Source organism: Halovenus salina (genome assembly GCF_026410925.1).
Classification (GTDB): Archaea; Halobacteriota; Halobacteria; order Halobacteriales; family Haloarculaceae; genus Halovenus; species Halovenus salina.
In genome coordinates, this window is record NZ_CP112972.1 from 3,274,383 (window position 1) to 3,300,100 (window position 25,718).

Genomic DNA, 25,718 nt, shown 5'->3' on the forward strand with positions numbered 1-25,718 from the left:
GTTACTCGGCCGGCTGATACGTGACGCGGTAGGAATCGCCGGTGGTCACGTCTTTGGCCTCGTAGAACCGGATGTTGCGCTCCTGGCTCGTCGTGACGGGAAAGTCGTAATGGACAGCCTCGTAGTCGGGTTTGTCGCCGCTTTCGGCCTGCTCGCGGACGAACTCCCGGTGGTCCGTGAGCCGGCGCTCGATGACCGTCTGTGAGATATCCGACAACGACGCGAGACGCTCCTCGAAGTGATCGAGAAACTGCTCGTCCAGTTCGTAGCCAACGGAGTTGCGGCCCGCGACCATCGCCGCCAGCGTCGTGGTTCCGGTGCCCCAGAACGGGTCGAGCACCGTATCGCCGTAGACGGAGTACATATTACAGAGCCGATACGGAATCTCGAACGGAAAGGCTGCGGCACGCTCGCGCAGACCATCGTCAGAGAGGTCCTGCAGGCGGCCGCGAACATCTGTCCACACGTCGGTGAACCAGCGGTTTCGCTCCTCCCAGAAGTAGGCAGCCTCGTAGCGCCGGTCGGCTCGGGGCTCGAATGAACGACGCGCTCCGTTGCGAAAGACGAGGATGTACTCGTGTTCGAGGGTGACGTAAGCGTTCGGTGGCACCATCCCCGATCCCATGAACTTCGCAGCGCTGTTGGTTGGCTTGTGCCAGAGCACGTCGGGCAGTGGCTCGAAGCCCCGTCGCTTCATCGCCTCGATGAGCCGGGCGTGGTTTGGGAACACACTGAACCGACCGTCGACAGTTCGGGTCGCGTCGCCGATGTTCAGACAGACGATACCGCCCGGCGTGACTACCCGTTCGAGCGCGTCCCAGACGCCATCAAGGACGCCGTGCATCGCGTCGAAGGCGGCCTCTCCCTTCCCGGCGTCGAGGAAATCCCGCACCGACGGGTCGAGGTCGGCAAAGAGGTCGTCCCACATCTCGACCATCGGGTACGGCGGCGATGTGACGACGAGATCGACAGAGTTCTGATCGAGCGAATCGAGGCCGCGAGCATCCGCCGTGTGGACGGTGTGTGTTGTCTCCAGGTCGGAAGTATCGTCTGTCATCAGACGACGCTCACTCGACGAGACGCTCGATTTCGGTGACGAGGATGTCCGTCGCGCCGACCGACTTGAGGTCGGTAATCGCCTCGAAGACGTTATCCTCCTCAACGACAGCGTGAATCGCGACCTGGTCGGTGCCGGCGATATCCATGACCGTCGGTCCGCCCATTCCCGGGATGACGTCTTTGACCGCATCGAGGTTTTCCTTGGGGGCATTGAGCATGAGATACCGCTGATTGTCCGCTGCGATGACCGAGGACAGCGCCGTCGAGACATGTTCGACCTTCTCGTCGTCGACCACGTCCGGCCGGGCGAACAGGCGAACAGACGATTCGAGTACCTCGTCGATCACCTCCAGTCGATTCATTCGGAGCGTCGTTCCAGTCGAGGTGATGTCGACGATTGCGTCGGCCATGTCGACGTGTGGTGTGAGTTCGGTTGCACCCGACACCTCGGTGATGTCGACATCGATACCGGCCTCTTCGAAGAAGTCACGGGTGACGCTCGGAAACTCCGTCGCCACGGTACCTCCCTCCAGGTCACTCGTCGCCGTGATATTGCTCTCCTCGGGGGCTGCCAGGACGATACGGCAGGTCCCGTATTCGAGGTCGAGCAGTTCGTCGAGGTCGACGGCGGATTCGCGGACCTGGTCGTAGCCGGTGATTCCCAGATCGGCGGCCCCGTCGGCGACGTATTCGGGGATGTCGTTCGTCCGGGCAAAGAGAACGGTCACATCGGGGTCGACCGTGTTCGCATACAGCTTCCGGTCGGCACCGTCGACGAGATGGAGTCCTGCCCGCTCTAACAGGTCGACAGTAGGCTCGTGAAGACGCCCCTTGTTGGGTACGGCAATGCGCATACCCTCTGTACCGGCCGACGGTGCAATTGTTTTTCGAAGCCGGGGCGACCGAACCAATATAAACACTCATCTGTTTCTGCCCCTAATACTAACTGAATGGGAAACCCTGCGGGCCCCGGAAAACAGTACTGTACGTCCTGTGGTGAACTGATAGACCGGGACGCGGAGTACTGCACGTACTGTGGTGTCGAGACGAAAGACAGGGAGTTTCCGAACGACCGGTCGGGGCCGGCCACGGCCTCGGACGGGCGGTCGTTCCGAGAGAGTCGACACGACAGCACTGAGCCGACGACGGACCGGCGTAGCGGTCCCGTCAGCGAGCAGTCCACAGACCGCGACTACGGCTCGCCCAGAGTCGGCATCGAGGGCCAGATGGGGCCACCGTCGACAGATTCGACGCTGCGGACTGTCGGGACTGCTGCCGGACTGGGGATTCTCGGCGTTGTGTTGCTCATCGTGTTCTCGGCACTTGGCAGTCTCGTGTTGTTCGCGCTCCAGCTGCCCGACCTCGCAACACTCGCGGTCGGGACCGCCGTCGGCCAGTATCTCGGATTCATGGGACTGGGTGTTTGGTATCTCCAGCGACGCGGATACGACAGGAAAGGCATCCGCTCGTATCTGGGGATTCGACGCCCCTCGATTCGGGAGATTGGACTTGTCCTTTTAGGGTGGCTGGCGATTTTCGTCATGGTCATCGTGGTAAGTCTCGTCGTCCAGGCCTTCCTGCCAGAGCCCGCACAGAACGAGGGTGCCTCGCAGTTCGCCGAGGGCGCGACGAATCCGGCTATCCTCGCGGCCGGTGTCCTGTTTATGTTCGTCGTCGTCGGCCCCTGTGAGGAGTTCCTCTACCGCGGTATCGTCCAGAACCGGCTCCGCGAGCGTCTCTCGGCTGGGCCGGCGATTCTCATTGCCGCGGCGGTGTTCGCCTCGGTTCACGTCATCGCACTCTCTGGTGGCGACCCCGTGGCAATGGCGACGACCGTCGGTATCCTCTTCGTTCCGGCGCTCGTCCTCGGGTCGTTGTACGAGTACACCGGCAATCTCGTCGTCGTTTCGTTGCTGCACGGCCTGCATAACTCCGTTATTCTCAGTGTCGTCTTCCTGGGGCCGAGTGGCGGGGAGGCTGCGGAGTTCATTACGGCTCTTCTGAGCATCCTGCCGGTGTAGTCTCGACCCCAAAAGGACAGAAGCTATAGTCGTCGGGCCTGCCAGAGACATACATGACCACGCTCACAATCGGTGGCGGACAGGTACTTACTCCCGAGCTGGACGTGACGACGGCAGACGTACTCGTGGATACCGATTCCGGCGAGATTCTCGCAGTCGAAGACCCCGGCGAACTCGGCGGCGACGACTATCTCGACGCAAGCGGCGGGCTGGTGATTCCCGGCCTCGTCAACGCTCACACCCACGTCGCGATGACGCTGTTCCGGGGCCACGCCGACGACAAGGAACTTGACGCCTGGCTCCAGGAGGATATCTGGCCTGTTGAGGCTGAACTCACCGCCGAGGATGTCCGGGCCGGCACCAGGCTGGGCATCGCGGAGATGATTCGGACCGGGACAACCGCCTTCGCTGATATGTACTTCTTCATGGAGGAGGTCGCCGACGTGGTGTCCGAGACGGGTATCCGGGCAATGCTCGGCAGCGGTTGTATCACCGTCGGCAAAGACGACGAGGAGGCCCACGAAGACTTCGAGCGCGGCCTCGAATTCGCCCGGGCGTACGACGGCCACAGTCAGGGCCGGATACAGACGATGTTCAACCCCCACAGCCTGACGACCGTCGGCCAGTCCTTCTACGAGGAGTACGTCCCCGTCGCCCGCGAGGAGGAGATTCCGATTCACATCCACGCCAACGAGACTGAAAACGAGGTCGATCCACTCGTCGAAGAGCACGGAGAGCGACCGCTCGAATACGCAGAGGACCTCGACGTACTCGGTGAGGACTCCTTTATCGCCCACGGCGTCCACGTCGACGAGCACGAACAGGAACTGCTCGCCGACACGGGGACCGCAGTGATTCACTGTCCGGCCTCGAACATGAAACTCGCCAGCGGGATGGCTCCAATCCAGTCGATGCTGGACGCTGGCGTGACAGTCGGACTCGGCACCGACGGCGCGGCCTCGAACAACGACCTGGACATGTTCGACGAGATGCGCGACGCGGCGATGGTCGGCAAGCTGGCGACGATGGACGCAAGCGCTGTCCCCGCCGAGGCGGTTGTCGAGATGGCGACACAGGGCAGTGCAGACGCACTCGGCTTCGACAGCGGACGGGTCGAGGCAGGCGCGAACGCCGACCTCGCTGTTGTCGACCTCGACGCAGAACACCTGAAACCGGCCCACGACCTCGTTAGTCACCTCACCTACGCCGTCAAGGGCAGCGACGTGTGTCACACCATCTGTGACGGCGAGGTGCTGATGGAAGACCGCGAACTCCAGACGATGGACCTCGACGCGGTCAAAGAAGCGGCCGGCGACCACGCCGAGGCGCTCGTCGACCGGGCGGCAAACTGAGACTGGTTCGGTACTGTTTTGCGTCGTCCGTCCGTCCCTGAAGACATGACGGCACCTATCAGCGAGCAACTCAACGCCGACGAGCTACTCGAAAGCGGGCAGCGGAAAATGGAGTGGGCGCGCCAGCATATGCCGATTATGGGTTCGCTCCGAGAATCCTTCGAGGCCGACCAGCCATTCGCGGGCGAGCGCATCGGGATGGCGATGCACGTCGAGGCCAAGACCGCAATCCTCGCCGAGGTTCTGGCCGCCGGCGGCGCGGAAGTCGCTATCACCGGCTGTAACCCGCTCTCGACACACGACGACGTGAGTGTTGCTCTCGACGCTGTCGACGGCGTCACCTCGTATGCGAAACGCGGGGTCGACGACAAGGAGTACTACGAGGCGATGGAAGCGGTCATCGACCACGAGCCGACGATTACGGTCGACGACGGGGGCGACCTCGTCTTCGCCATCCACGAGGACTACCCCGAGCTCATCGACACCATCATCGGCGGCTGCGAGGAGACGACGACCGGGGTCCACCGCCTGCGGGCGATGGACGACGACGACGCTCTCGAGTACCCGATGTTCGCGGTCAACGACACGCCGATGAAGCGGCTGTTCGACAACATCCACGGTACGGGCGAGTCCTCGCTCGCCTCGATTGCGATGACGACGAACCTCTCGTGGGCCGGCAAAGACGTCGTCGTCTCCGGATTCGGGTACTGTGGAAAAGGTGTGGCCCGGAAAGCCAGCGGCCAGAACGCGAACGTCATCGTCACGGAAGTCGACCCGCGGCGCGCGCTCGAAGCCCACATGGAAGGCTTCGACGTGATGCCCATGGACGAGGCGGCGGCCGAGGGTGACGTGTTCATCACCACGACCGGTAACCGTGACGTCATCGTCGAGAAACACTTCGAGGAGATGAGCGACGGTGTGTTGCTGGCAAACGCCGGCCACTTCGACGTCGAAATCGACCTCGAAGCCCTCGAGGCCAACGCCCAACGGACCTACGAGGCCCGTGACGGACTCCAGGCCTACGAGATGCCGGACGGCCGGCGGCTGAACGTCCTCGCCGAGGGACGGCTGGTCAACCTCGCGGCGCCGGTCTCGATGGGCCACCCTGTCGAGGTGATGGACCAGAGCTTCGGCGTCCAGGCCGTCTGTGCCCGTGAAATCATCCAGAACGGCGACCAGTACGAGGCTGGCGTCCACAACGTGCCCGACGAGCTCGACCGCGAGGTCGCAGAGATCAAACTTGAGGCCGAAGGAATTGAGATGGACTCACTCACCGGCACGCAAGAAGAGTACATGGACAGCTGGCAGCACGGCACGTAGCGTCGCCACTCCGAATCGTAGCACGTGGGGAACGTGGGGATGAGGGGAACCCACCCCACGGCGTGTGACACTACGGAGCCAGATGGCTCCAAATAATACTTATATCTCCGGAAAGATAAGTATGTCCGGCATTTTCAGGTCTGATTTCTCCGGGAACCCGCTCTCAGGCTAGCTCGAACAGCGTTTCGAGGTCGACACTCTCTGCGAGCAGGTCGGCCATGCGCTCGACCGTCTCGGGGCGCTGTGTTCGACCCGACCGGAGGCGTGCCTCGGTCCGGTCGATTGTCGCACGCGTGTCCGTCTCGACGAGCAAGACCGGGACCCCCTGGTCGGCAGCCTCGCCGAGGACCGCCTGGGAGGGACGGTAGCCGCCGGTGAGTATCAGACAGGAGACGCCAGAGGCCTGGAGCGCGGCGGTCTGAACGTCTGAACGGTCGCCGCCGGTGATGACCGCAGCGTTTCGCAGCCGCCGGAACTGTTTGAGAGCGGCGTCGCTCCCCATCGCACCCACGGAGAACCGTTCGATGCGAACGTCGGCGGACACCTCCGGCGTCAGATACTCTGCGCCGATCTGGTCCGCGAGTTCGTCGACGGTAACGCCGGCAAGCGCCTCGTCGTGTGGGACGACACCGACACTCTGGACGCCTCGGCTGTCGAGAAACGGCATCACGTCCTCGGTGAGTTCGTCGAGGTCGCCGGGCGAGACGCCGTTGAACAGGACGCCGGCCAGCCGGTCGCCGATACGCTCTGTAGCGGCAAGTATTTCGTCGACATCTTCCGGCCGGTCGTAGCCGGTCACGAGCAACACCTCTGCGTCTAGGCGCTCAGCCATGTCGACGTCAGTGAGGTCAACGATGCCGCCGGTGGAAATCTGCCCACCGCCTTCAAGTACCATGTGGTCGACATCCGCCGAGAGTTCGTCGAACGCTTCTTCGACGCGTTCGCCGAGCGCGGCCGCGTCCTCTCGTCCGCGGATCGCCTCGTGGACGAAGGTTGGAGAGTACACCACCGGCTCCATCGTGTGCATCTGCGCGCCCAGACCCAGGAGTTCACGGGCGAGCATCGGGTCCTCGTCGCGAGTCTTGCCGACGGCACTTTCGAGTCTCGTGCCCTTTGGCTTCATGTAACCGACGCGCTCACCACGGTCCTGGAGGCGTTTCGCCAGTGCGACAGTGATTGCAGTCTTGCCTGTTCCGTCGTCCGTCGATGTGACCAGTAGCGTACTCATGGCTGTTCCTGTGTCTGAAGTGCCTCAGCGTCGAGCGTGAGGCGGAGGTCGATTGCCGCTGCGCCGTCGGGGGTTGCCACGACGGGGTTGATATCCAGTTCTGTGATCGCCGGAAACTCGGTAACGAGCTGGGACACCCGTTGGATTACCTCGACCAGTGCAGGCACGTCGGCCGGCTCTCGGCCGCGTGCGCCGTACAGCAGTGGCGAGGAGGTGACCTCGTCTATCATCGCCTGTCCGTCAGATTCCGTCACGGGGGCGACCCGGAACGACGTATCCTCCATAATTTCGACGAAGATACCGCCGAGCCCGAACATCACGAGCGGCCCGAACTGCGGGTCGCGGTTGACGCCGACGATGGTTTCGGTACCGGCGTCGAGGTCGACCATCTCCTGAAGCTGGACGCCGACGATGTCCGCGTCGGGCTGGTAGTTGCGCGCCCGAACGACGAGGTCCTCGTAGGTGTCGGCGACAGCCTCAGTCGCGACACCGACCTCGACACCGCCGATGTCGGACTTGTGGGTGATATCCGGGCTGACGATTTTCATCACCACGTCGCCCTCGATTGCGTCGGCGAGTGCTTCTGCCTCGCGGGGGCTGTCGACCACGTCGCCCTGTGGCGTTTCGATGCCGCAGGCGTCGAGCAGGTCCATCGACTCGACGCCGAGTTGGGTTCGGCCCTCCTCGACGGCCGAGGTGAGTATCTCGGAGACGCGCTCGCGGTCGATGTCGAAGGTCTCGGGCTCGCTGTACTCCTTGTCCTGTATTTCGGCGTATTCCGAGAGGGCTTCGAGGCTGCCGACCGCGCGCTCGGGGTCGAAATACGTCGGGATGCCGGCGTCGCTCAGCCGGTCGGCGGCCGCTTCGGTCGAGGTGCCACCCATCAGCGTGGCAGCAACCGGCGTCCCGTGTTCTGCCTGTAGCGAGACTGTCGCGTCGGCGAGGTCCTCGAACGAGAGCGTCGCCGTCGGACACGAGAGGACGATTGCCATCCCAACGTTGTCGTCGTCGAGTACGATGTCAATGGTCTCCTCGAAGCGCTCTATCGGTGCGTCACCGATGATGTCGACCGGATTGTAGATGTTCGCCTCTTCTGGGAGGTACTCTTGGAGCCGGTCGAGTGTCTCGTCTGTGAAATCAGCGAGCGAGATGTCCGAATCACCGACAGCGTCGGTCGCCATCACGCCTGGACCGCCGGCGTTCGAGATGATCGCGACGCCGTCAGTCTCAGGCAGCGGTTGGCCGGCCAGAATCTCGGCGGAGTCGAACAGTTCCTGGACGGACTCGACACGCAAGACGCCGGCCTGGTCGAGGCCAGTCTCGTAGGCGGCGTCGCTGCCAGCGATTGCGCCGGTGTGAGAGGCTGCGGCCGACGCGCCGGCCTGTGTTCGGCCGGATTTGACGACCAGCATCGGCGTCTCCTGTGTGACCTCTCTGGCGGTTTCGATGAACGCCTGGCCGTCGGTGATGTCTTCGAGGTAGCCGAGGATAACGTCGGTATCCTCGTCGTCGCCCCACTCCTTTGCGAAGTCACTTTCGTCGAGAACGGCCTTATTCCCCAGCGAGACGACATCCTTGAAGCCGATGTTGCGCTCGGCAGCCCAGTCGAGCACCGCCGTGATGAACGCCCCGGACTGGCTCATAAACGAGATGTTCCCGGGCGAGGCGTTTCGCGGCCCGAAAGTTGCGTTCAGGTCGAGGGCTGTACTCATAATGCCAAGCGAGTTCGGTCCGACAAGGTTGAGATCGTACTCCTCGGCGAGTGCAACGAGGTCGCGCTCGCGGTCGGACCCCTCGCCACCGGACTCGCCGAAGCCGGCCGTAATGACGACCACGTCCTCGACGCCGGCCTCGGCGGCCTCGCGCACGACATCCAGAACGATGGTGGGTGGGACAACCACGACCGCGACATCAATATCACCAGCCTCACCGACACTCCCATAACAGTCCAACCCGAGCACGTCGTCCCTGTTGGGGTTAACCGGGACGACAGTTTCCGCAAAGTCATCGCGTAGATTCTTCGTTATCGCGTAGCCGACGGTTCCCTCTTTCTCAGAGGCACCGACGACCGCAACGCGCTCGGGGGCAAACAGAGTCGATAGTTCACCCATCGCCGAACACTTCCAGCGGCGAGGTCATATACTTGCTGGACACCCTCAGTGTGTGGGATCGGGGTCTCGATGCAACGATTTATTTGGGCGGGTGACCCACGGTATCCTATGGCTATCCGACGGCTGCTTCGCGGCCAGATTCCCCAGGCAGACATCGAAGCAGTCGCCAGAGAGGCTGCGAACCGACAGGGTGAAGCCTTCGAGTCTGTCCGCCAGCTTGATTCGGATAACTGGCTGTCGATCCCGTGTGTCGTCAACGAGCAGCTATTCGTGAAGATCGTCACCGACCAGAACGCGCTCGTCCACGCGCTGTTAACCGCCGGCCGGAACCTCGGTGCGCTCACAAGTAGAAGCGAAGGATTCTTCGAGCGGTTCGAGACGCCGGTCAGCATGGCGGAACACGACCTTGAAGCGACACGTCGGATCCGCGAGCTCGGCATCAACGCGCCCGAGCCGATCGAGGCCTTCGAATACGAGGAGTACGGCGTGCTCGTCCTGGAGTTCCTGCCGGAGTTCGAACCACTCGACAGGCTCGACCCCACGACAGTCGAGGCGTTGTTGCCGGCGGTGTTCGAGTCGCTCTCGGTGATGCACGAGGCCGGAATCGCCCACGGCGACCTGCGCGGCGAGAACGTCCTCGTCATCGGCGACGAGATTTATTTCATCGACGCGACAAAAGTCAACGAGCAGGCTATCGAAGACGCAAGAGCCTACGATATCGCCTGTGCACTCGCTGCACTCCAGCCAATCGTCGGCGCGCGTACAGCGGTTCGAGCGGCCAGCGAGTTCTACACAGACGAACAATTACTCGACGCCGAAGCCTATCTGGATTTCGTGAATCTCCGTCCCGACCACGACTTCGATACACTCCAGACCAAGGGAGAACTCGAAACGGAACTGAGCTAACTCAGATCTCTTCTTCAGGTGTCGACGGAAGCTCCTTGTAGTTCTCACGGACCGTGCGTATGTGAACGCCGGTTGCCTCGCTCAGCGCGCGCTGTGTGATTTCTGTTCGGTCCGCTTCGGCGGCGGCGTACAACGCGGCGGCCGCGACACCAGCCGGCTTTCGGCCGATGTGATAGCCGTCTGCCTTGGCCCGCGCCAGCACGTCCAGTGCGTTCCCTTCGGTCTCCGGGGAGATATCGAAGTGGTCGGCCAGGCGGCCGACGTACAGCTCGGGTTCGGTCGGTGGAATCCCCTGTTGGAGCGTGTCACTCACCACCCGGGCAGTCCGGTAGAGGTGGCGAGCCGAGACGTCCGCCACCGCGGCCAGCTCATCTATCTGTCGGGGGACACCGTTCTGTCGGACAGCGATGTAGAGCACCGCAACCGGGAGCTCCTCCTCGTGGACGACCTCGGCGTCGCTTTCCCGAAACTGCTGGTAGAGCTCGACCGCATCGGCCAACACCTCCTCCGAGACGTCGAGTTGCTCCCCCAGACGCCGCTTTTGGGTCGGGCTTGTTCGGTCGGTCCCACTCTGTGGCTCTGTACTGGTGTCCTGCCGCTTGTCCGATGAGGCTGTCATTGTCCTGAAAGAGAGCAGTCGGCGAGGGTCACCGCGCCTGTTCGAGGCAGACGCCAGCGTCACTGTCGACGGTAATCCATGCCGTCGCGATACGGCTGTCACTTGGGTCAAACAGTGTGAGCGTCGTTGGCGAACATGTCTCGTCGTAGGCCCAGTCCAGACCCAGGTCTGGGTACTCGTGCAACTGCCCCGGATTTATCGACGTTTCACAATCGTCCGCTTTCATATTACATCTGTACAATTATATATTGTTAAGCGTTCCGTACATATGGTGAGAACGTCCTAAAATACATTAATCATGCTTTTTGGACTCAAATATTGTGCCCGAGTCCTCGAAGTGTTTGCGAGACATCTCTCATGAGAGAACGCTACGATTCCGTTGATATCAATAGATGCCCGTGACACACCCATGGCTGCTAGCTTGTATATAGAGCAAAGATTTTATATATATTTGAATCGCAGAGGTGGTATGGAGACACGGAAAGTCCAGGTGACAGGTGGATCTACGTATACAGTGTCGCTGCCCAAAGAGTGGGCCACCGAAAATGGCGTGAGTTCAGGCTCGACAGTTGAGTTTCACGCAGAGGGGGACTTGCTGTTGTTGACGCCGCAGACCGAGGAAGGGCGCACGAAAGGAGAACTGGATATCTCCGACCTGAGCGCCGAAGAGGAGCTCCGCCGGGGCGTGATGACGATGTACGTGAGTGGCTTCGACGTGATTACGCTGACGACAGACCGGATGACAGCCGACGAGCGACGGACGATTCGAGACGCCACACAGGGGCTCGTTGGCCTCGAGGTCATCGAGGAGATGCCGACGAAAATGGTGTTACAGGACCTGCTCGACTCCTCGGAGCTGTCGATGCAAAACGCCGTCACGCGGATGCGGCTGGTGTCGCTGACGATGCTCGACGATGCCGTGCAGGCACTTGTCGAGGATGACGACGAACTCGCACACGACGTGATGGAACGCGACGACGATGTCGACCGCCTCTGGTATATGACCTCACGCGTGTTCCGGTCGGTGTTGCGGAATCCGACGGCCGCAAACGAGGTCGGCTTCTCGCGAGAGACCTGTTTCGACCTCCAGTCGAGTGCCCGCCAGCTCGAACGTATCGCCGACCACGCGACGAAGATTGCCGAACTCGCCCTCGAAGTCGGCGAGATTCCCGAGCCAGCGGCGGAGCCGCTCCAGGAGCTTCACGACGAAGTCTCGGAGGTTCCGGAGACGGCGATGGAGGCACTGCTGAGCGAGGATTCCGATACCGCGCTCGAACTCGTCAGGCAGGCTCGACGCGATGTCGACGCTATTGAGTCACTGGTACGGGATGTCGATAGAGAGATTCACGAGTTCGACTCCCAGCTTGCACAGGTTTTGGGTCTCGTGGTCGACTCGCTGTCGCGGACCGCCGACTACGGGACAAACATCGCCGAAAGCGCACTCCAGAAAGCAGCGCCGGAACCCTGAGTTACGCTTCGAGAACAGCGTTGACTTGGCCGTCCTGGCCGGGTCGGGAGGTGACCCGAGCGGTCCCCTCGCTCGTCTCAATGATGGCACCGCGGGTGATGATGTTCCGGCGTGCGTAGTTCGGGTCGGCCGGATTCTCGACGACGTTCGTTATCTCGGCCGACGTGACACCGTCGTCGGTCGCGATGCTCGCAGTGTCGGTCGTGATGGCCCGAACCTTCGTCGTGCCGCCTCGGGCATTGACCGTCTTCAGCTTCATATCGCCGACCTGTGTCTCGGTCGGCTCCGAGCCCAGTTCGTGTTTGCGCTTGTCTCGTTTGGGTCGTTGTCGGCCACCTGTACGACGCCGTGTCGAGCGTCCCTGGTCTTTCATATCGCAATCATCGGGAAGCCCGTACTTCAACCCCTCGAATCGAGCCGTGCCGGAAGTCCGAAGATTTAGGCGCGTCGGGCCCGCCGTTGTCGAGTGATGAGTCTTCGTCGAGCGGTGGCCGCCCCCTTCCGTCATCGCGGGGTCGAGCGGATGTCCGAAAGCGAGTTCATCGTCGCGCTCTCGCTGGATAGAGACTGGTTTTCGCCGGACCAGGCCACCCGGCTGGTCGATGTTGCGGCAACCGAGGGACTGCTCGAACGAACCGGCGACGACGTGCTCGCCGCCTTCGATGTCGGCTCGGTCGAACTCGACGAGAGCTTCGAACCAGATGAGAGTGTCCTCCAGCAACGGACGACCTTCGAGCGACTCCTCGACACCGTCGTCGATGCTGGCATCGAGAAACAGACCGCAGTCGCCGATATCAACGAACTCCAGGCAGAGCTTGCGGTGTCAGTCGAGGCCGCGGCCGTCCTCTATGCCCACAGAAATGGCCTCGATGTCTCGGAGCTGGCCGACCGCGCCAGGCGGGAGCTCGCTTCGGAGTGACGGCCCCGAGACAGCAGCTTTGTATTCCCCGCCGAGATAGGAGAGATAACCGAATGGTCGACGATACGATTACCGACGGCAAACGAATCGGACAGTTCCTCGCCTCCGAGCTGACTGGACTGGAGCGTGGCCTTCTCTCACGGGTCGATGTCGTCGATGCGGACCCGGACGCAGAACCCTCTCCGACGGGGACCGAAGCCTACACTGTCACGCTCGACGGTGACGCGGTCGCTGTGGCGGTCCTCCTACCCGAGGCCGTCGAACTCCGCCGGACTGCTGACACGTGGGTACAGCCAGAGACGCTTCGTGACATTACTGTCGAGGAGGACCGACTTACCGTCGAGAGCGCCGCGGCGGTGAAAGAGGCTGTCGACTGTCTCGTCGCGACCCTCGGAGAGTGAGGACTGGACACAACGGCTATTGTGCCCGAAGCCGAACAGAGTATCGTGCAGGAGTTCGCCTTCGAGTTGGCGCTGTGTGCACACCTCGAAACAAGCGAACAGGCGGTCCTGGGTCGCCAGCTCGGCACACAGGTCCACGGCCGGCGGGTCATGGATGTCGTCCGCATCGAACCCGGGCCGGCGTTCGACGAACGGACCGCAATCACGCCGGAGTCGATTCCGTCCCTCGCAATCGAGAGTGACGTCGGTCCGGGTACTGCTCGGTACTGGAAAGACGCCTTCGACTGCCATCCGGACACGGCAGAGCAGGTCATCGAGCGCGCGGTCGACGTGGGGTTTTTCGAGCGCGAACGCCGCAACAGCCGGACCTACGTCAGACAGACCACACGGTACCCCGACTGGTTCGACACGGTCGTCGGCATCGAGAACAAGCCCGACCTGGGCCGGCCGGGCGACCTCGAAACCCAACTGCTCACCGACGTGGCCCTCAGTCTGGTCGATAAGATTGTGCTTGCCACAGAATCCTACGTCACGGGTGCTCACAGGAACAGGATTCCCCCGGAGGTCGGCATCTGGCGGTTCGACCCAGAGACCGGCGACCGCGAGATACTCCGGGAGGCCGACCAGCTCCCGGTCGACGAGGCCGGTATCGAAATCCTCGACCGGAGCAGCGCGCGGACAGAGATTCGTGTCGCGTCGGCCGGCGCAATCGAGCGTGCTCGCCGGCGGGTTGCCGAGCGCGCCTACGGCAAAGGATGGCGCACGTATGACCTGCCCGATTGCGAACAGATGGCACCCGACGACGCTGGTCTGCCGTACTGTCCCTGGAAGGGTGAGACGGTCCGTCCGGCGACCGAATGCGGTCCTGACTGCGGGGGGTACTGCTCTGGAGACGCTCCGTCCGTCGACTTCGACGCTCTCCGGGCACAGCGGTCGCCGTGGGAGCCTGACCCCGCCGGCCGCAAGCGCCGCCAGTCGGGTCTCGATTCGTTTCTGTGACGAGTTACCGACCCCACGCAGCTACCGCGAGAGAGCGTATCTCGCTCCGGTGTAACAGACGCCGAAGATAACGGCGAACAGTCCGACAGCAACGGGGTCGACAGTACCGCGCATCAACGCGGCAATCACGGCATACGTTCCGCCGCCAAGCACGACACTGACGACGCCGGCGAACAGCGGGTACTGCTGGATGACATCCGCACAGTCCTCACACCCCTGAAGCACAGTCGACTGCATACCTGGCGTAGGCGACAGAGATACAAAACGATTCGCCAGCCAGTTACCGATAGAACTCCCAGAGGTCGTAACAGAACGCAACCCCGAGCAGGACCGCCGCGATCGCACTCAGCGTTCGAGAGTTGACGAAGACGTTCGCTACCACGAGCGCGAATGCGACCAGAAACGTCCAGTGGTCGAGTTGGAGGAGGTGGGACACCGGGGATCCGGTGTCATGCGGTTTCGACGCATTGGTCATACTGTCTCTTCGGTCGCCAGGACTTGATGGCTCTGGTTTCTCGGTCAGTCTTCAGCCGACTCTGACGGTCCCTCCTCACGGAGTTGCTCCCCGGTCTGTCGGGCTTCCTCTGTTGGCATCTCTCCTTCGTCGTCGATGTATTTCTCCTTCCAGGTCCCTCGGAGGAACCACGGCACCGCCACCGCAGCCCCGAGCGTGTTCCCGGCGGCCATCCCGACCCAAACGCCGGTCGCTCCCCATCCGAGGCCGAAGACCAGAAGCGACACTGTCCCCACGCGCCCGACCCAGAGTGTACAAATCGAGATGACCATCGCGGTTTTCGTGTTCCCCGCGCCCCGGAACGCCCCGAGTAACACCTGCGTGATGCCGATGAAAGCGAATTCGACCGACCGTATCCGCAGGTACTCGACGCCCAAGGAGATGACCTCGGCCGCACGCTCGACATCACCCAGGAACACGCTCACAATCGGCCTGGTGAAGACAACGCTGACGACAGCGACCGCCAGCATTACGCCCGCCGCTGTTGCCGCCGCCAGATAGACTGACCGGGCGGCTCTGTCCTCTCTGTCGGCTCCGAGATTCTGGCCGACCATCGTATCGATTGCCCGGCCCAGTCCCATCGCCGGCAAGAAGACAAGGGAGATGATTCGATTCCCGAGTCCGTACGCGGTCACCACCGCTGGGGCGAAGGTGACAACGATGCCGGTGAGTGCGATGAGGGCGAGCGCACTCATCGACTGTTCGACCATACTTGGCAGACCCAGGCGAACGATATCCTCGATGAATCCGAGGTCGGGCGACAGGTCTGAGAGTGACACGTCCGGACCGATTTCCGTCCCGAAGAGCAGATACATCCCGATGGCGGCGGCGACACCGCGCGAGAGGATTGTTGCGGCGGCTGCTCCCTCGATTCCCCAGCCTGTGAATCCGGTGGCCGACAGCAGACTCGCTTCGAGCCCAGTCGCGCCAATCACGTCAAAGAGTGGGTTGCCCTCGAACCCGAAGATGAAAAACGGGTCAAGCGCGATATTTCCGACCACCGAGACGACCATGATGTACATGGGCGTCTTCGTGTCTCCGTACCCCCGCATCAGCGCCGAGAAGACGAAGAAGCCGAACATCAGCGGAATGCCGACGAAAATAACTTCCATGTAATCGGCCGCCAGGGGAATGACCTGCGCTGACGTATCTGGGTCGCTCGGGAGCAGTTTGAGCGCAGGCCGTGTGTAAACGTATCCGACGACACCGATGACGACCGAGAGGGCACTGACCACAGCGACGGTCTGGCCGACGACCTTTCCTGCTGAGGTCTCGCCCTCCGCGCCGGTGTACTGTGCGACGAGAATCGCGCCGGCAGTCGTGAATCCGCCGGCGACCGAAATCATGAGGAAGATAAGCGGGAACGCCAGACTGAGGGCACCCACCGCCTCCGAAGAGAGGCGACCTAGATAGAGCGTGTCGACGATGTTGTAGGTGACCTGGAGGAGTTGGATGGCCACAATCGGCCAGGCGAGATGGAACAGCGGGCGGATCAGACTTCCTTCAGTTATCGACTCCTGGGAGTCGTCGCTGTCGCTTTGAGCGGCGTCGTCGCGTTCACCGTCGCTGCCGCCGTCAGTCATCGGTCGACCGTCCTGAGACGTGGACGAGCAGTCTGCGGGGCTGTGTGGAGGATTCGTGGGGGACTCGTCTGTCACTAGTACTGGACACTGGCTCCCCGGTAGTGAATGTTCTGAAACTGACGAGTCCGCAGCTATGGTCGTGTGACACGGAACGGACTCGGACTGTCTGTCCAGTCCCAGCCCGGCAGGCGCGTCTGGAAACCGGCAGCAAGCGCCGCATCGAGGTCGTCGACACCGGCGGTTTCACCCTGATGGACGTGGACGTCAGCGTAGTGAAAGGTTGCCTCTCCCAGCAGTCGGAACGGCTGTGTCCCGGCAATCATCCCCGCTAGTTCCCGCCCAAGCAACTCGTCGACGACGAATCCGGGGTAATCTCCCTCGACATCGAGTTTGCGAAGCAGCCGAACCAGCGCAGCGACGTTTACCGCGCGGTCGCCGTCGGCGAACACCTCGTCGACCGCGTCGTGATACTGTGACTGCTCGACCGTGTCGACCGTCGTGCCAAAGAGGTCACCCAGGTCCGCCCGGACTTCGTTGACCAGTGGGACAATCCGGTCGCCTCTGTCGGCCACCCACTCGTACTCGTGAGCGACGACTTCCGGTGTCAGGTGCATACCCGAGTAACCGCTCCCCAGAACCGAGAGTCTTCCGCGTCGGTCCCAGTGGTTGAAACCAAGCCTTATTCAGTAGTACTTCTACTCTCTGGTCGGTCTCAGAGGACCTCACACGAAAAGGAAGACTGTCGCCCGTGCACAACAAGAAGAGCCAAGATGTACCGCGGTATTCCGATATCAGGTCGTGACAATCACCAGGCCTTCTTTTACGCTCCGTCGACTCGAGGCGACCAACATGAGTCTCGTTTGCGAGTTCGAGTTGGAGGCCTCGAACCTACCACTGTGTGACACGGCGGCCGAACTCGACGCAATGCTCACGGTCGACAACGTCATCTCCGGAACGAGCGGCCAGCCCGTCCTCGTGTTCTCCGTGACCCAGATCAACCCGGACGATGTCGAAGCGGCCCTGCTGCGCGACGACTGTATCGTCGAGTTCGTCGCCATGGAGTCGGCCATCGTTGAGTCCCGGTACCGGGTCGCCGTCGACACGCCACACGTCGAGACGTACGCGGCCCTCGTAGACAGGCAGACGTACCCGATGGGCGCGCTCGTGACTGAACACGGGTGGAAGGTAAGCACGCAGTTCGCCGATCGAACTGACCTCGAAGCGTTCCGTGACGCCTGCCAGCGCGACGCCATCGACTTCCAGCCCCACCGTCTCTGCACCGCAGCCCACTCCCCGAATGATTACGGGCTGACAGCATCTCAGCGTGAAGCCCTGTTGGCCGCCTACCGGCATGGACACTTCGACGTCCCTCGGACAGCCGACCTCGCGGAGGTCGCGGCGGAACTCGACGTGACCACATCTGCCCTCTCTGAGCGGCTCCGTCGCGGCACGCGGAAGCTCGTCGGTCACACGGTCGCCAGCTCCGAGCAGTGACGACGAGCTGCCCCGAGAGACTGCTATCCGCGAACACGACACCGGTATAAACGGCTGGATATATACCGGGAACGGTTACCCGTGATTCGGGCGTAGGAGTACGTGAAGTGATTCAACGATGACAATCCATGAGCAGCCACACGTCGCGGACCGGCACGCCCACTTCGTCGGTGGCGGTATCGCTTCGCTGGCTGGCGCAGCGTTCCTCGTTCGGGACGGGAACATGCCAGGCGAGAACATCCACGTCTACGAGAAACTGGATGTTACTGGTGGTGCGATGGACGGCGCTGGCGATCCGGAGGAGGGTTACCTCATCCGGGGCGGCAGGATGTTCAACTACCCGACCTACGAGTGTACGTGGGACCTCTTCGAGACGATTCCGTCCCTCGAAGGCGACTCGCGGTCAGTCAAGGACGTGATGGACGAGTTCAACGACGCGAACCCCTCGCACGCGGAGACACGGCTAATGTACGAGGGCGAGCGAATCGACGCCTCAGAGTACGGACTGACGGACCAACACCGGCAGTCGCTGGCCAGACTGCTGCTCACGCCCGAGGCGAAGCTCGGGGACACGCGCATCGAGGAGTGGTTTGACGAGTCGTTCCTGGAGACGAACTTCTGGTACGTCTGGGCAACTATCTTCGCGTTCCAGCCCTGGCACAGCGCCGCCGAGGTCCGGCGGTACATGTACCGGTTCCTCCATGAGTTCCCGCAGCTACACACGATGGAGGGTGTCGACCGGACGAAGTACAACCAGTACGACTCGATGATTCTCCCGCTCCGGCACTGGCTCGAAGACCGCGGTGTCAACTTCGAGTACGGTCACGTGGTGACAGACATGGACATCGTTCCGTCGCGGAGCGGGCGGACCGTCGAACGTATCCACTGCGAGACCGACAGCGGGACCGAGTCCGTCGATGTCGACGCGTCGGACCTTGTGTTCGTGACGAACGGGTCGATGACCGACGGGTCGTCCATCGGCGGGATGGACGAAGTCCCCGAACTGAACGAGACCGGCGCGTCGTGGGAGTTGTGGAAGTCCATCGCCGAGGACAACCCGCAATTCGGGAATCCGTCGGTGTTCGCGGACAACGTCACCGAGACGAAGTGGGAGTCGTTCACCGTCACCCTGCACAACACCGAGCTGTTCGACCACATCGTCGAGTTCACGCAAGAGGAACCGGGCAATGGCCTCGTCACCTACCTTGGGTCGAACTGGCTGCTGTCGACGGTCGTCGCCAGCCAACCGCACTTCGAGAACCAGCCGGACGACGTGAAGGTGTTCTGGGGGTATGCCCTATTCCCGGACCGTGAGGGGAACTACGTGGAGAAACCGATGTCCGAGTGTACCGGCCGCGAGATTCTCGAAGAGTTGTGTTACCACTTGCAGTGCGAGGAACAACTCCCAGAGATGCTCGACGACGTGACCTGTATCCCGGCAATGATGCCGTTCATCACGGCGCACTTCCAGCCTCGGGAGCCCGGTGACCGGCCCAAGGTCGTCCCGGACGGCTCGAACAATCTGGCGTTCCTCGGACAGTACGCTGAGCAGCCGCGTGACGTCGTGTTTACCGTCGAGTACTCCGTCCGGTCGGCGATGACCGCCGTCTACGACCTGCTCGACCTCGATGAGACGGTCCCGCCGGTGACCAAACACTACCGGGACCCCGATGTCCTCGCGGACGCCGTCCGCGCGGCATACCGCTGACTGCGGTCAGGACACCACACACTGTTTTTTCGACGCTCTTTGAGAAGTTCTGGTGATTCTCGTTGAGAAAATCTACGTTGGTCGACAGCCCCCGTGTAATCTGAGAACGGCTTCCTGAGATAGCCTATACGATACAAAGGAATCGGCATGAAAATTCACGGTGCGAACTGAACAGCGAAATCGTATTTGCAGCAACTATCACGTGACGCCCGAGGGGTCTTCCTCGTAGGATTCGTAGATGCCGTCCTCGATGATGTCAGCGGTCAACTGGACGAACTCCCAGACTTCCTCGAAGCCAACGTACAGCGGCGCGGGACAGACTCGGACCACGTTCGGCTGACGGAAGTCGACGACAGCACCGCGGTCTCTGAGCGCCTGGCTGATGCGGTAGGCCTCTGGGTGTTCGATGGCCACGTGACCGCCGCGGCGATCTGGTTCTCTCGGCGTCCCGACCTCACACCCGTATGTAGATAGCTCCTCGTCTACAAGCGAAATTAGATACGAGGTCAGGTCGACGGACTTCTCTCTAATCGCGTCGATGCCCGCCTCGTGGTGGAGGTCGAGTGCACCGAGAAGCGGTGCCGAACTGAACAACGGAACGGCGGTAATCTGCCAGGCACCAGCAGACTCGGCGGGTGTGAATTCGAGGTTCATATCGAACTGGGTCTCTTTCTCGTGGCCCCACCAGCCCGCCAGTGCGGGGACGGTCCCGAAGTGGCGCTCGTTCACGTAGAGGCCGCCGACGGCGCCGGGCCCACCGTTGAGATACTTGTAGCTACACCAGACAGCGAAGTCGACATCGTCTTCTGAAAGCTGATGTGGAACAACGCCAACCGAGTGAGCGAGGTCGAACCCGGCGTAGATGTCGCGGTCGTGTGCCTCTCTGGTAATCGTCTCGATATCGAACAGTTGGCCGCTCCGGTAGAGCACCGAGGGCATGAAGACGATACCGACCTCGTGTTCGTCCATCGCAGCGACGATATCCTCGGTCTCGATGGTCCGTCCGTCGCGACTCTCGACGAGATGAAGATTCTCGTCGGGATCGAGTCCGCGCTGGCGGAGCTGTGCACGAATCGCGTAGTGGTCCGTCGGGAAATCGAGTTCGTTGACGAGAATCCCCGTTCTCTCGTCGAGCTTGTCGAGGAATGTGCCGATGAGGGTGTGGATATTTGTCGTGGTCGTGCCTGTGGCGACACACTCCTCCGGGCTGGCTCCCAGAAGCGGTGCGAGCTGCTCGCCAAGACGCTCGCCGTACCAGAACCACGGTGGCTCGGCGTCCGACCAGCCCTTGATACCGAACGAGCGCCACTGCTCGACGGCCTCCTCTAACCGTGTTTCGGCGCTGTCGGAAATCGGCCCGAGAGAGTTTCCGTCCAGATAGAGGTCGTCTGGGGTATCGAAACGACCCGCGAACTCACACAGTCGGTCCTGCTCGTCCAGCCGACGGGCGCGCTCGACGCCCCCGGCCTCAACATCACCAGATGTTCTCTCGTCCATACACCTTGTCCTTGGAGATGGGTAACAAAACTACCGATCCGGAACATCCACACTATGGTGTCTATCTCCCGTTGTTCTTCGATAAACGCCACGTCTGACCACTGTTGTACAGATTAATGTAAGAACTATGACTAGTTTCATAATGGGGGCCACACAACTCCCGATAATGAATTCACAACGGAGTCAATCCGTGGATGCGGTCCTCGCTGGGGGACGTGGATTTCTGCCCGATACGGACCCACTGCAGTCGTTCACCACGGCCGAGTACAGTCCCGAGGTTAGCCGGTACCTGGAACGGATGGACACGCTCGCAGAGCAGCTACCGGAGTTGCTTGAGGCAGGTGAGTTGCGGTCTGCCGTCTCTGAGCTGGAGGTGCCAGCGGGTACCGTCTCCTCACTGAGCGAGTGGGCGTGCTTGCGGCTCTGTCTCGTCTCCGGATTTCTCGCAAGCGGGTACGTGCACAACATCGAGCGGGAGCAGACAGACCACATTCCGGCCGGTGTCGCGGTCCCGCTGTACAAGTGCTCGCAGCGACTGAACCGAGAGCCAATGCTTGCCTACGACGTGCTCTGTCTGCACAACTTCAGGCGCGAGTCGGAGTCCGAAGGGGTTGTCCTCGATAATCTGGATACTCTCGTCGATTTCACGACCCATCGTGACGAGCAGTGGTTCGTCAAAGTTCACGTCGCAATCGAGGCAGCGGCAGCCCCAGGGCTTGCGGCCTGCAAGCGCCTCCAGACGGCAGTTCGCGACGACGATTCCAACGCTGCGTTAGAGGCTCTAGCAACGGTTCGGGACTCCGTCGAGCGCCAGACAGCAATCATGAATCGGATGCACGAACACAATGACCCCGAAGTGTTCGCCCGCGAGTTTCGCCCGTACTACGACGGCTTCGACGGTGTGGTCTACGAGGGAGTCAACGCGCTCGACGGCGAGCCACAACACCACCGAGGAGGGTCAGGCGCACAGAGCCTCGCGCTCCCGTCGATCGACGCAGCCCTCGGTATCGACCACGGTATGACCGGATTGACCAGCCATCTGGACGCACTCCGGTCGTACATGCCAGCGGACCATCTCGCCGTGGTAGACGAACTCGAACGTGGACCCAGCGTCCGGTCTTTCGCCGAGGGAAGTAGTGTGGAGCTACAGACGGCGTACAACGACTGCGTCGAGGCAGTCACGGAGTTCAGGACCGTCCACTTCGGCCAGACGATGGCATATATCCGGCGGATGACCGGTGACTCGGCAGGCACGGGCGGAACGGATTACGAGTCGTTCCTGCAGACGTTACAGTCGAACACTGAAGCACACAAACTCTGAGTACTGACAGGTCGGTTCGAGCGCACTTGCGAAGGTTTTAAAACCACGAGGGTTAAGAGCCAAATAAGAGCGGTTTTCCGGGCAGTTCGTCCGGATATAGCTGTTACGCGGAAAGTAACCGTTCACGATGATTCGTCCACCTACTGAATCCGACAACGTGGCACGACAGTTAGCAGGCATTTCTGAGCTATGAGCACGGTAGAAAACCAACTCGAAGACTTACAGACGACGATAGAAGACGAAGTACCGAACGATATCACCATCACCGAGGTCCGCTACGAGGGCCCGGAGCTTGTCATCTACACGCGGGACCCGAAACGGTTCGCCAGTGACGGCGACCTCGTCAGGCAGCTCGCCTCACAGCTCCGCAAGCGAATCACCGTTCGACCCGACCCCGCTTCGCTGTCGCGAGCTGAGGAAGCCCGAGAGCAGGTCCTCGACGTCATCCCGGACGAGGCCGGCGTGACCGACCTCGATTTCCACGTCGACACGGGTGAGGTCGTCATCGAGGCGGAGAAGCCGGGAATGGTCATCGGACGCCACGGCACGACCCTCCGTGAGATTACCCAGGAGACCGGCTGGACGCCCGAGGTCGTCCGGACGCCGCCAATCGAATCCTCGACGGTCAAAAACGTCCGGAACTTCCTCAAACAGGAACGCAACGAACGTCGGGATATCCTCGAACGCATCGGCAGACAGATTCACCGCGAGGAGATGTCGGACGACCAGTGGGTCCGTATCACGACGCTCGGCTGCTGTCGTGAGGTCGGTCGGGCATCGTTCATCCTCTCGACGCCGGAGACCCGTGTTCTTGTCGACTGTGGCGACAAGCCAGGCTCCGAGGACGAGGTGCCGTACCTCCAAGTTCCCGAGGCGCTCGGGTCGGGTGCGAACTCGCTCGACGCTGTCGTCCTGACACACGCCCACCTCGACCACTCTGCGCTGATTCCGCTTCTGTTCAAGTACGGCTACGACGGCCCGATTTACACGACAGAGCCGACGCGGGACCTGATGGGGCTGCTGACGCTCGACTACCTCGATGTCGCCGCCAAGGAAGGGCGTGCGCCGCCGTACGAGTCTGAGATGGTCCGGGAGGCAATCAAACATACCATCCCGCTCGAGTACGGCGACGTGACCGACATCGCGCCGGATATCAAGCTCACGTTCCACAACGCTGGTCACATCCTCGGCTCCTCCATCTCGCATTTCCACATCGGGGACGGGCTCTACAACGTCGCCTTCTCGGGAGACATCCACTACGACGACACGCGGTTGTTCAACGGCGCTGTCAACGACTTCCCACGGGTCGAGACGCTCGTGCTGGAGTCGACCTACGGCGGCCGCAACGACTACCAGACCGACCAGGAAGACTCAGAACGGAAGCTGAAACACGTCATCAAGAACACGCTCGAACGCGACGGAAAGGTCGTGATTCCCGCCTTCGCAGTCGGTCGGTCACAAGAAATCATGCTCGTGCTCGAAGAGGCAATGCGCGAGGGCGAAATCCCCACCGTCCCAGTCCATCTCGACGGGATGATATGGGAGGCGACGGCGATTCACACCACCTACCCCGAGTACCTGCGCGACGACCTCCGCGAGCGCATCTTCCACGACGACGCCAACCCCTTCCTCGCCGACCAGTTCAACCATATCGACGGCGGCGAGGACGAACGGCAGGAAGTCGCCGACGACGGGCCCTGTATCGTCCTCTCGACCTCGGGAATGATGGAGGGTGGGCCGATTATGTCCTGGCTCGAACATCTCGGCTCGGAAGAGGACTCGACACTCGTCTTCGTCGGCTACCAGGCCGAGGGCACGCTCGGAAGCCGTATCCAGAGCGGTCGTCGCGAGATTCCTATCGGCGGTCGGAACGGCCGTGGGAGTTCGCTGACACTGGATATGGATGTCGAGACTGTCGACGGCTTCTCCGGCCACGCCGACCGGCAAGGACTTGAGAACTTCGTGCGAACAATGAACCCCCGTCCGGAGAAAGTCCTCTGTGTCCACGGCGACGAACGCTCGACACAGGACCTCTCGTCGGCACTGTACCACGACTTCAACATGCGGACCTTCGCACCGAAGAACCTCGAAACGTTCCGGTTTATATAGCTCGACGACTGCGAAAAGACGACTTTTTGTCTGGAGCCACGGAGAATGCGGTATGCACGTCAGAGTAAACGCCGCAATCAGCGCCGACGGGAAACTCTCGTCGCGGCGGCGCGAACAGATCGCCATCAGCGGCGACGATGATTTCGACCGTGTCGACCGCCTGCGCGCAGAGAGCGACGCGGTGATGGTCGGTGTCGGGACGATTCTTGCCGATGACCCATCGCTCACTATCGACAGCGCCGACCGCCGTGAGAACCGCCGTGAGAAGGGACTAGCTGAAAATCCCGCCCGGGTTGTAGCCGACTCACATATCCGGACGCCGCCGAACGCGACGGTGCTCGACGACAGCGCCGAGACGTACCTCCTCGTCAGCGAGGCTGCACCCTCGGATTTCGTCGCCCAGATGGAAGAACAGGATGCGACCGTCATCGCGACCGGCGAGAACAGAGCCGACCTGGCTGGTGCCTTCGACGAACTCCAGTCTCACGGCATCGAGCGGCTGTTCGTCGAGGGCGGCGGCGAAATTATTTTCTCGCTGTTCGAAGAAGGACTCGTCGACCGCCTCTCGGTGTTCGTCGGCTCGGTGGTCATCGGCGGCAGAGACGCGCCGACGCTTTCCGACGGCGACGGCTTCGTCGAGGATTTCCCACAGCTCGACCTCGAACGCGTCGAGCGTGTCGACTCGGGTGTCGTTCTAGAGTACGACGTGCCGGCTTAGTGGTTGTGGCCGGTCATCTCCTGGAAGCTCTGGCCGAACCGCTCTTCGAACTCGTCCAGGGTTGCCTCCTCTGCGGCTTCGAGTGCCTCGCCGACATCGCCGTGGCCGTGGTGGACGATGCCGTGGGCCTGCTGTGCCAGTCCTAGAAGAGCGAGGTTGCCGACGACCTCTGCGGAGCTCTCCTCGTCCTCGCTCAGGGCCTCGGTGAGGGCGAGGGGAATCTCGAACTCGTCGCTGTCTCCGTCCATTTCGATACTGACTGTTGCGGATTCTTGTGCCATACCTTCCTTTCGAGAGTCTGTAATAAAGACCCTGCGACTGGGTGAGTAGTCGTGAGGCTATATGCCAGTATAACCCAAGGCCGAATCCAG

The 25,718-nt window shown here is 61.8% G+C and carries 26 protein-coding genes; 13 read left to right on the top strand and 13 right to left on the bottom strand.

Annotated features, from left to right (window positions below; translation table 11 throughout):
* Position 1 precedes the first annotated feature (1 nt).
* Positions 2–1,036 carry a DNA-methyltransferase gene (locus OSC37_RS16535; RefSeq protein ID WP_267164215.1) on the bottom strand — a complete coding sequence of 345 codons (1,035 nt, stop codon included), beginning with the start codon at positions 1,034–1,036 and terminating at the stop codon, positions 2–4.
* Positions 1,037–1,067: 31 nt separating this feature from the next.
* Positions 1,068–1,913 (bottom strand): ATP phosphoribosyltransferase, encoded by an 846-nt coding sequence (gene hisG, locus OSC37_RS16540; protein ID WP_267162532.1) that lies wholly within the window; start codon positions 1,911–1,913, stop codon positions 1,068–1,070.
* A 96-nt stretch (positions 1,914–2,009) separates the two neighbouring features.
* Here hisG and OSC37_RS16545 point away from each other — a divergent pair, with 96 nt between their 5' ends.
* Genes OSC37_RS16545 through OSC37_RS16555 form a run of 3 tightly spaced genes read left to right on the top strand, consistent with a single transcriptional unit; the run spans position 2,010 to position 5,752 of the window.
* Positions 2,010–3,080, top strand: a complete 1,071-nt coding sequence (locus OSC37_RS16545) for a CPBP family glutamic-type intramembrane protease (protein WP_267162533.1) — start codon at positions 2,010–2,012, stop codon at positions 3,078–3,080.
* 53 nt (positions 3,081–3,133) lie between these two features.
* Positions 3,134–4,432, top strand: a complete 1,299-nt coding sequence (locus OSC37_RS16550; protein ID WP_267162534.1) for an amidohydrolase — start codon at positions 3,134–3,136, stop codon at positions 4,430–4,432.
* Between the two features lie 45 nt (positions 4,433–4,477).
* Positions 4,478–5,752, top strand: coding sequence for an adenosylhomocysteinase (locus tag OSC37_RS16555; RefSeq protein ID WP_267162535.1), 1,275 nt, complete (start codon positions 4,478–4,480; stop codon positions 5,750–5,752).
* 163 nt (positions 5,753–5,915) lie between these two features.
* Here the strand turns inward: OSC37_RS16555 and OSC37_RS16560 are convergent, their stop codons facing one another.
* Together OSC37_RS16560 and OSC37_RS16565 are read right to left on the bottom strand one after the other, a co-directional pair.
* Positions 5,916–6,980: a phosphotransacetylase family protein gene (locus OSC37_RS16560; RefSeq protein ID WP_267162536.1), complete on the bottom strand. Its 1,065-nt coding sequence runs from the start codon at positions 6,978–6,980 to the stop codon at positions 5,916–5,918.
* On the bottom strand, positions 6,977–9,091 hold the full coding sequence (locus OSC37_RS16565) for an acetate--CoA ligase family protein (RefSeq protein ID WP_267162537.1): 2,115 nt from the start codon (positions 9,089–9,091) through the stop codon (positions 6,977–6,979). The genes OSC37_RS16560 and OSC37_RS16565 overlap by 4 nt, the downstream gene beginning before the upstream one ends.
* 108 nt (positions 9,092–9,199) lie before the next feature.
* On the opposite strand from OSC37_RS16565, the gene OSC37_RS16570 reads away from it, so the two are divergent.
* Positions 9,200–9,997, top strand: coding sequence for an RIO1 family regulatory kinase/ATPase domain-containing protein (locus OSC37_RS16570; RefSeq protein WP_267162538.1), 798 nt, complete (start codon positions 9,200–9,202; stop codon positions 9,995–9,997).
* Position 9,998: 1 nt separating this feature from the next.
* Here OSC37_RS16570 and OSC37_RS16575 read toward each other — a convergent pair whose 3' ends face one another.
* Both OSC37_RS16575 and OSC37_RS16580 read right to left on the bottom strand, forming a co-directional pair.
* Positions 9,999–10,616 carry a transcription initiation factor IIB family protein gene (locus tag OSC37_RS16575; protein WP_267162539.1) on the bottom strand — a complete coding sequence of 206 codons (618 nt, stop codon included), beginning with the start codon at positions 10,614–10,616 and terminating at the stop codon, positions 9,999–10,001.
* 28 nt (positions 10,617–10,644) lie between these two features.
* Entirely contained in the window at positions 10,645–10,842 is a 198-nt protein-coding gene (locus tag OSC37_RS16580) for a hypothetical protein (protein ID WP_267162540.1), read from the bottom strand.
* Positions 10,843–11,085: 243 nt separating this feature from the next.
* On the opposite strand from OSC37_RS16580, the gene OSC37_RS16585 reads away from it, so the two are divergent.
* Entirely contained in the window at positions 11,086–12,084 is a 999-nt protein-coding gene (locus tag OSC37_RS16585; protein ID WP_267162541.1) for a phosphate uptake regulator PhoU, read from the top strand.
* 1 nt (position 12,085) lies between these two features.
* Here the strand turns inward: OSC37_RS16585 and OSC37_RS16590 are convergent, their stop codons facing one another.
* The gene (locus OSC37_RS16590; RefSeq protein ID WP_267162542.1) at positions 12,086–12,457 is read right to left on the bottom strand and encodes a 30S ribosomal protein S8e; all 372 of its coding nucleotides are present in this window, start codon (positions 12,455–12,457) and stop codon (positions 12,086–12,088) included.
* 96 nt (positions 12,458–12,553) lie between these two features.
* Between OSC37_RS16590 and OSC37_RS16595 the strand changes: the two genes are divergently transcribed.
* The 3 genes from OSC37_RS16595 to OSC37_RS16605 are packed head-to-tail and all read left to right on the top strand — an operon-like array spanning position 12,554 to position 14,403.
* The gene (locus OSC37_RS16595) at positions 12,554–13,003 is read left to right on the top strand and encodes a DUF2240 family protein (protein WP_267162543.1); all 450 of its coding nucleotides are present in this window, start codon (positions 12,554–12,556) and stop codon (positions 13,001–13,003) included.
* 53 nt (positions 13,004–13,056) lie between these two features.
* Positions 13,057–13,404 carry a DUF7993 family protein gene (locus tag OSC37_RS16600; RefSeq protein ID WP_267162544.1) on the top strand — a complete coding sequence of 116 codons (348 nt, stop codon included), beginning with the start codon at positions 13,057–13,059 and terminating at the stop codon, positions 13,402–13,404.
* 45 nt (positions 13,405–13,449) lie between these two features.
* Positions 13,450–14,403: a DUF5787 family protein gene (locus OSC37_RS16605; RefSeq protein WP_267162545.1), complete on the top strand. Its 954-nt coding sequence runs from the start codon at positions 13,450–13,452 to the stop codon at positions 14,401–14,403.
* 21 nt (positions 14,404–14,424) lie between these two features.
* Here OSC37_RS16605 and OSC37_RS16610 read toward each other — a convergent pair whose 3' ends face one another.
* From OSC37_RS16610 to OSC37_RS16625, 4 genes are all read right to left on the bottom strand, one after another.
* On the bottom strand, positions 14,425–14,640 hold the full coding sequence (locus OSC37_RS16610; protein WP_267162546.1) for a hypothetical protein: 216 nt from the start codon (positions 14,638–14,640) through the stop codon (positions 14,425–14,427).
* A 43-nt stretch (positions 14,641–14,683) separates the two neighbouring features.
* The gene (locus tag OSC37_RS16615; protein WP_267162547.1) at positions 14,684–14,878 is read right to left on the bottom strand and encodes a hypothetical protein; all 195 of its coding nucleotides are present in this window, start codon (positions 14,876–14,878) and stop codon (positions 14,684–14,686) included.
* A gap of 44 nt (positions 14,879–14,922) precedes the next feature.
* Positions 14,923–16,500 (bottom strand): MATE family efflux transporter, encoded by a 1,578-nt coding sequence (locus OSC37_RS16620; protein ID WP_267162548.1) that lies wholly within the window; start codon positions 16,498–16,500, stop codon positions 14,923–14,925.
* A 131-nt stretch (positions 16,501–16,631) separates the two neighbouring features.
* Complete coding sequence (locus OSC37_RS16625) at positions 16,632–17,114, bottom strand: DUF7984 family protein (protein ID WP_267162549.1); 483 nt, start codon at positions 17,112–17,114, stop codon at positions 16,632–16,634.
* 235 nt (positions 17,115–17,349) lie between these two features.
* Between OSC37_RS16625 and OSC37_RS16630 the strand changes: the two genes are divergently transcribed.
* Together OSC37_RS16630 and OSC37_RS16635 are read left to right on the top strand one after the other, a co-directional pair.
* Positions 17,350–17,994, top strand: a complete 645-nt coding sequence (locus OSC37_RS16630; protein WP_267162550.1) for a helix-turn-helix domain-containing protein — start codon at positions 17,350–17,352, stop codon at positions 17,992–17,994.
* A gap of 118 nt (positions 17,995–18,112) precedes the next feature.
* Positions 18,113–19,702, top strand: coding sequence for an oleate hydratase (locus OSC37_RS16635; protein ID WP_267162551.1), 1,590 nt, complete (start codon positions 18,113–18,115; stop codon positions 19,700–19,702).
* Positions 19,703–19,900: 198 nt separating this feature from the next.
* On the opposite strand, the gene kynU is transcribed toward OSC37_RS16635, so the two are convergent.
* Positions 19,901–21,199: a kynureninase gene (gene kynU / locus OSC37_RS16640; RefSeq protein ID WP_267162552.1), complete on the bottom strand. Its 1,299-nt coding sequence runs from the start codon at positions 21,197–21,199 to the stop codon at positions 19,901–19,903.
* Positions 21,200–21,365: 166 nt separating this feature from the next.
* Between kynU and OSC37_RS16645 the strand changes: the two genes are divergently transcribed.
* From OSC37_RS16645 to OSC37_RS16655, 3 genes are all read left to right on the top strand, one after another.
* Positions 21,366–22,520: a PrnB family protein gene (locus tag OSC37_RS16645; protein ID WP_267162553.1), complete on the top strand. Its 1,155-nt coding sequence runs from the start codon at positions 21,366–21,368 to the stop codon at positions 22,518–22,520.
* Between the two features lie 189 nt (positions 22,521–22,709).
* A complete protein-coding gene (locus tag OSC37_RS16650; protein ID WP_267162554.1) occupies positions 22,710–24,629 on the top strand; it encodes a beta-CASP ribonuclease aCPSF1 in 1,920 nt (639 codons plus the stop codon).
* Between the two features lie 52 nt (positions 24,630–24,681).
* Positions 24,682–25,347, top strand: coding sequence for a 2,5-diamino-6-(ribosylamino)-4(3H)-pyrimidinone 5'-phosphate reductase (locus OSC37_RS16655; protein ID WP_267162555.1), 666 nt, complete (start codon positions 24,682–24,684; stop codon positions 25,345–25,347).
* On the opposite strand, the gene OSC37_RS16660 is transcribed toward OSC37_RS16655, so the two are convergent.
* The gene (locus tag OSC37_RS16660) at positions 25,344–25,628 is read right to left on the bottom strand and encodes a DUF7545 family protein (protein WP_267162556.1); all 285 of its coding nucleotides are present in this window, start codon (positions 25,626–25,628) and stop codon (positions 25,344–25,346) included. The two genes, OSC37_RS16655 and OSC37_RS16660, sit on opposite strands and share 4 nt — an antisense overlap.
* Positions 25,629–25,718: the final 90 nt, after the last annotated feature.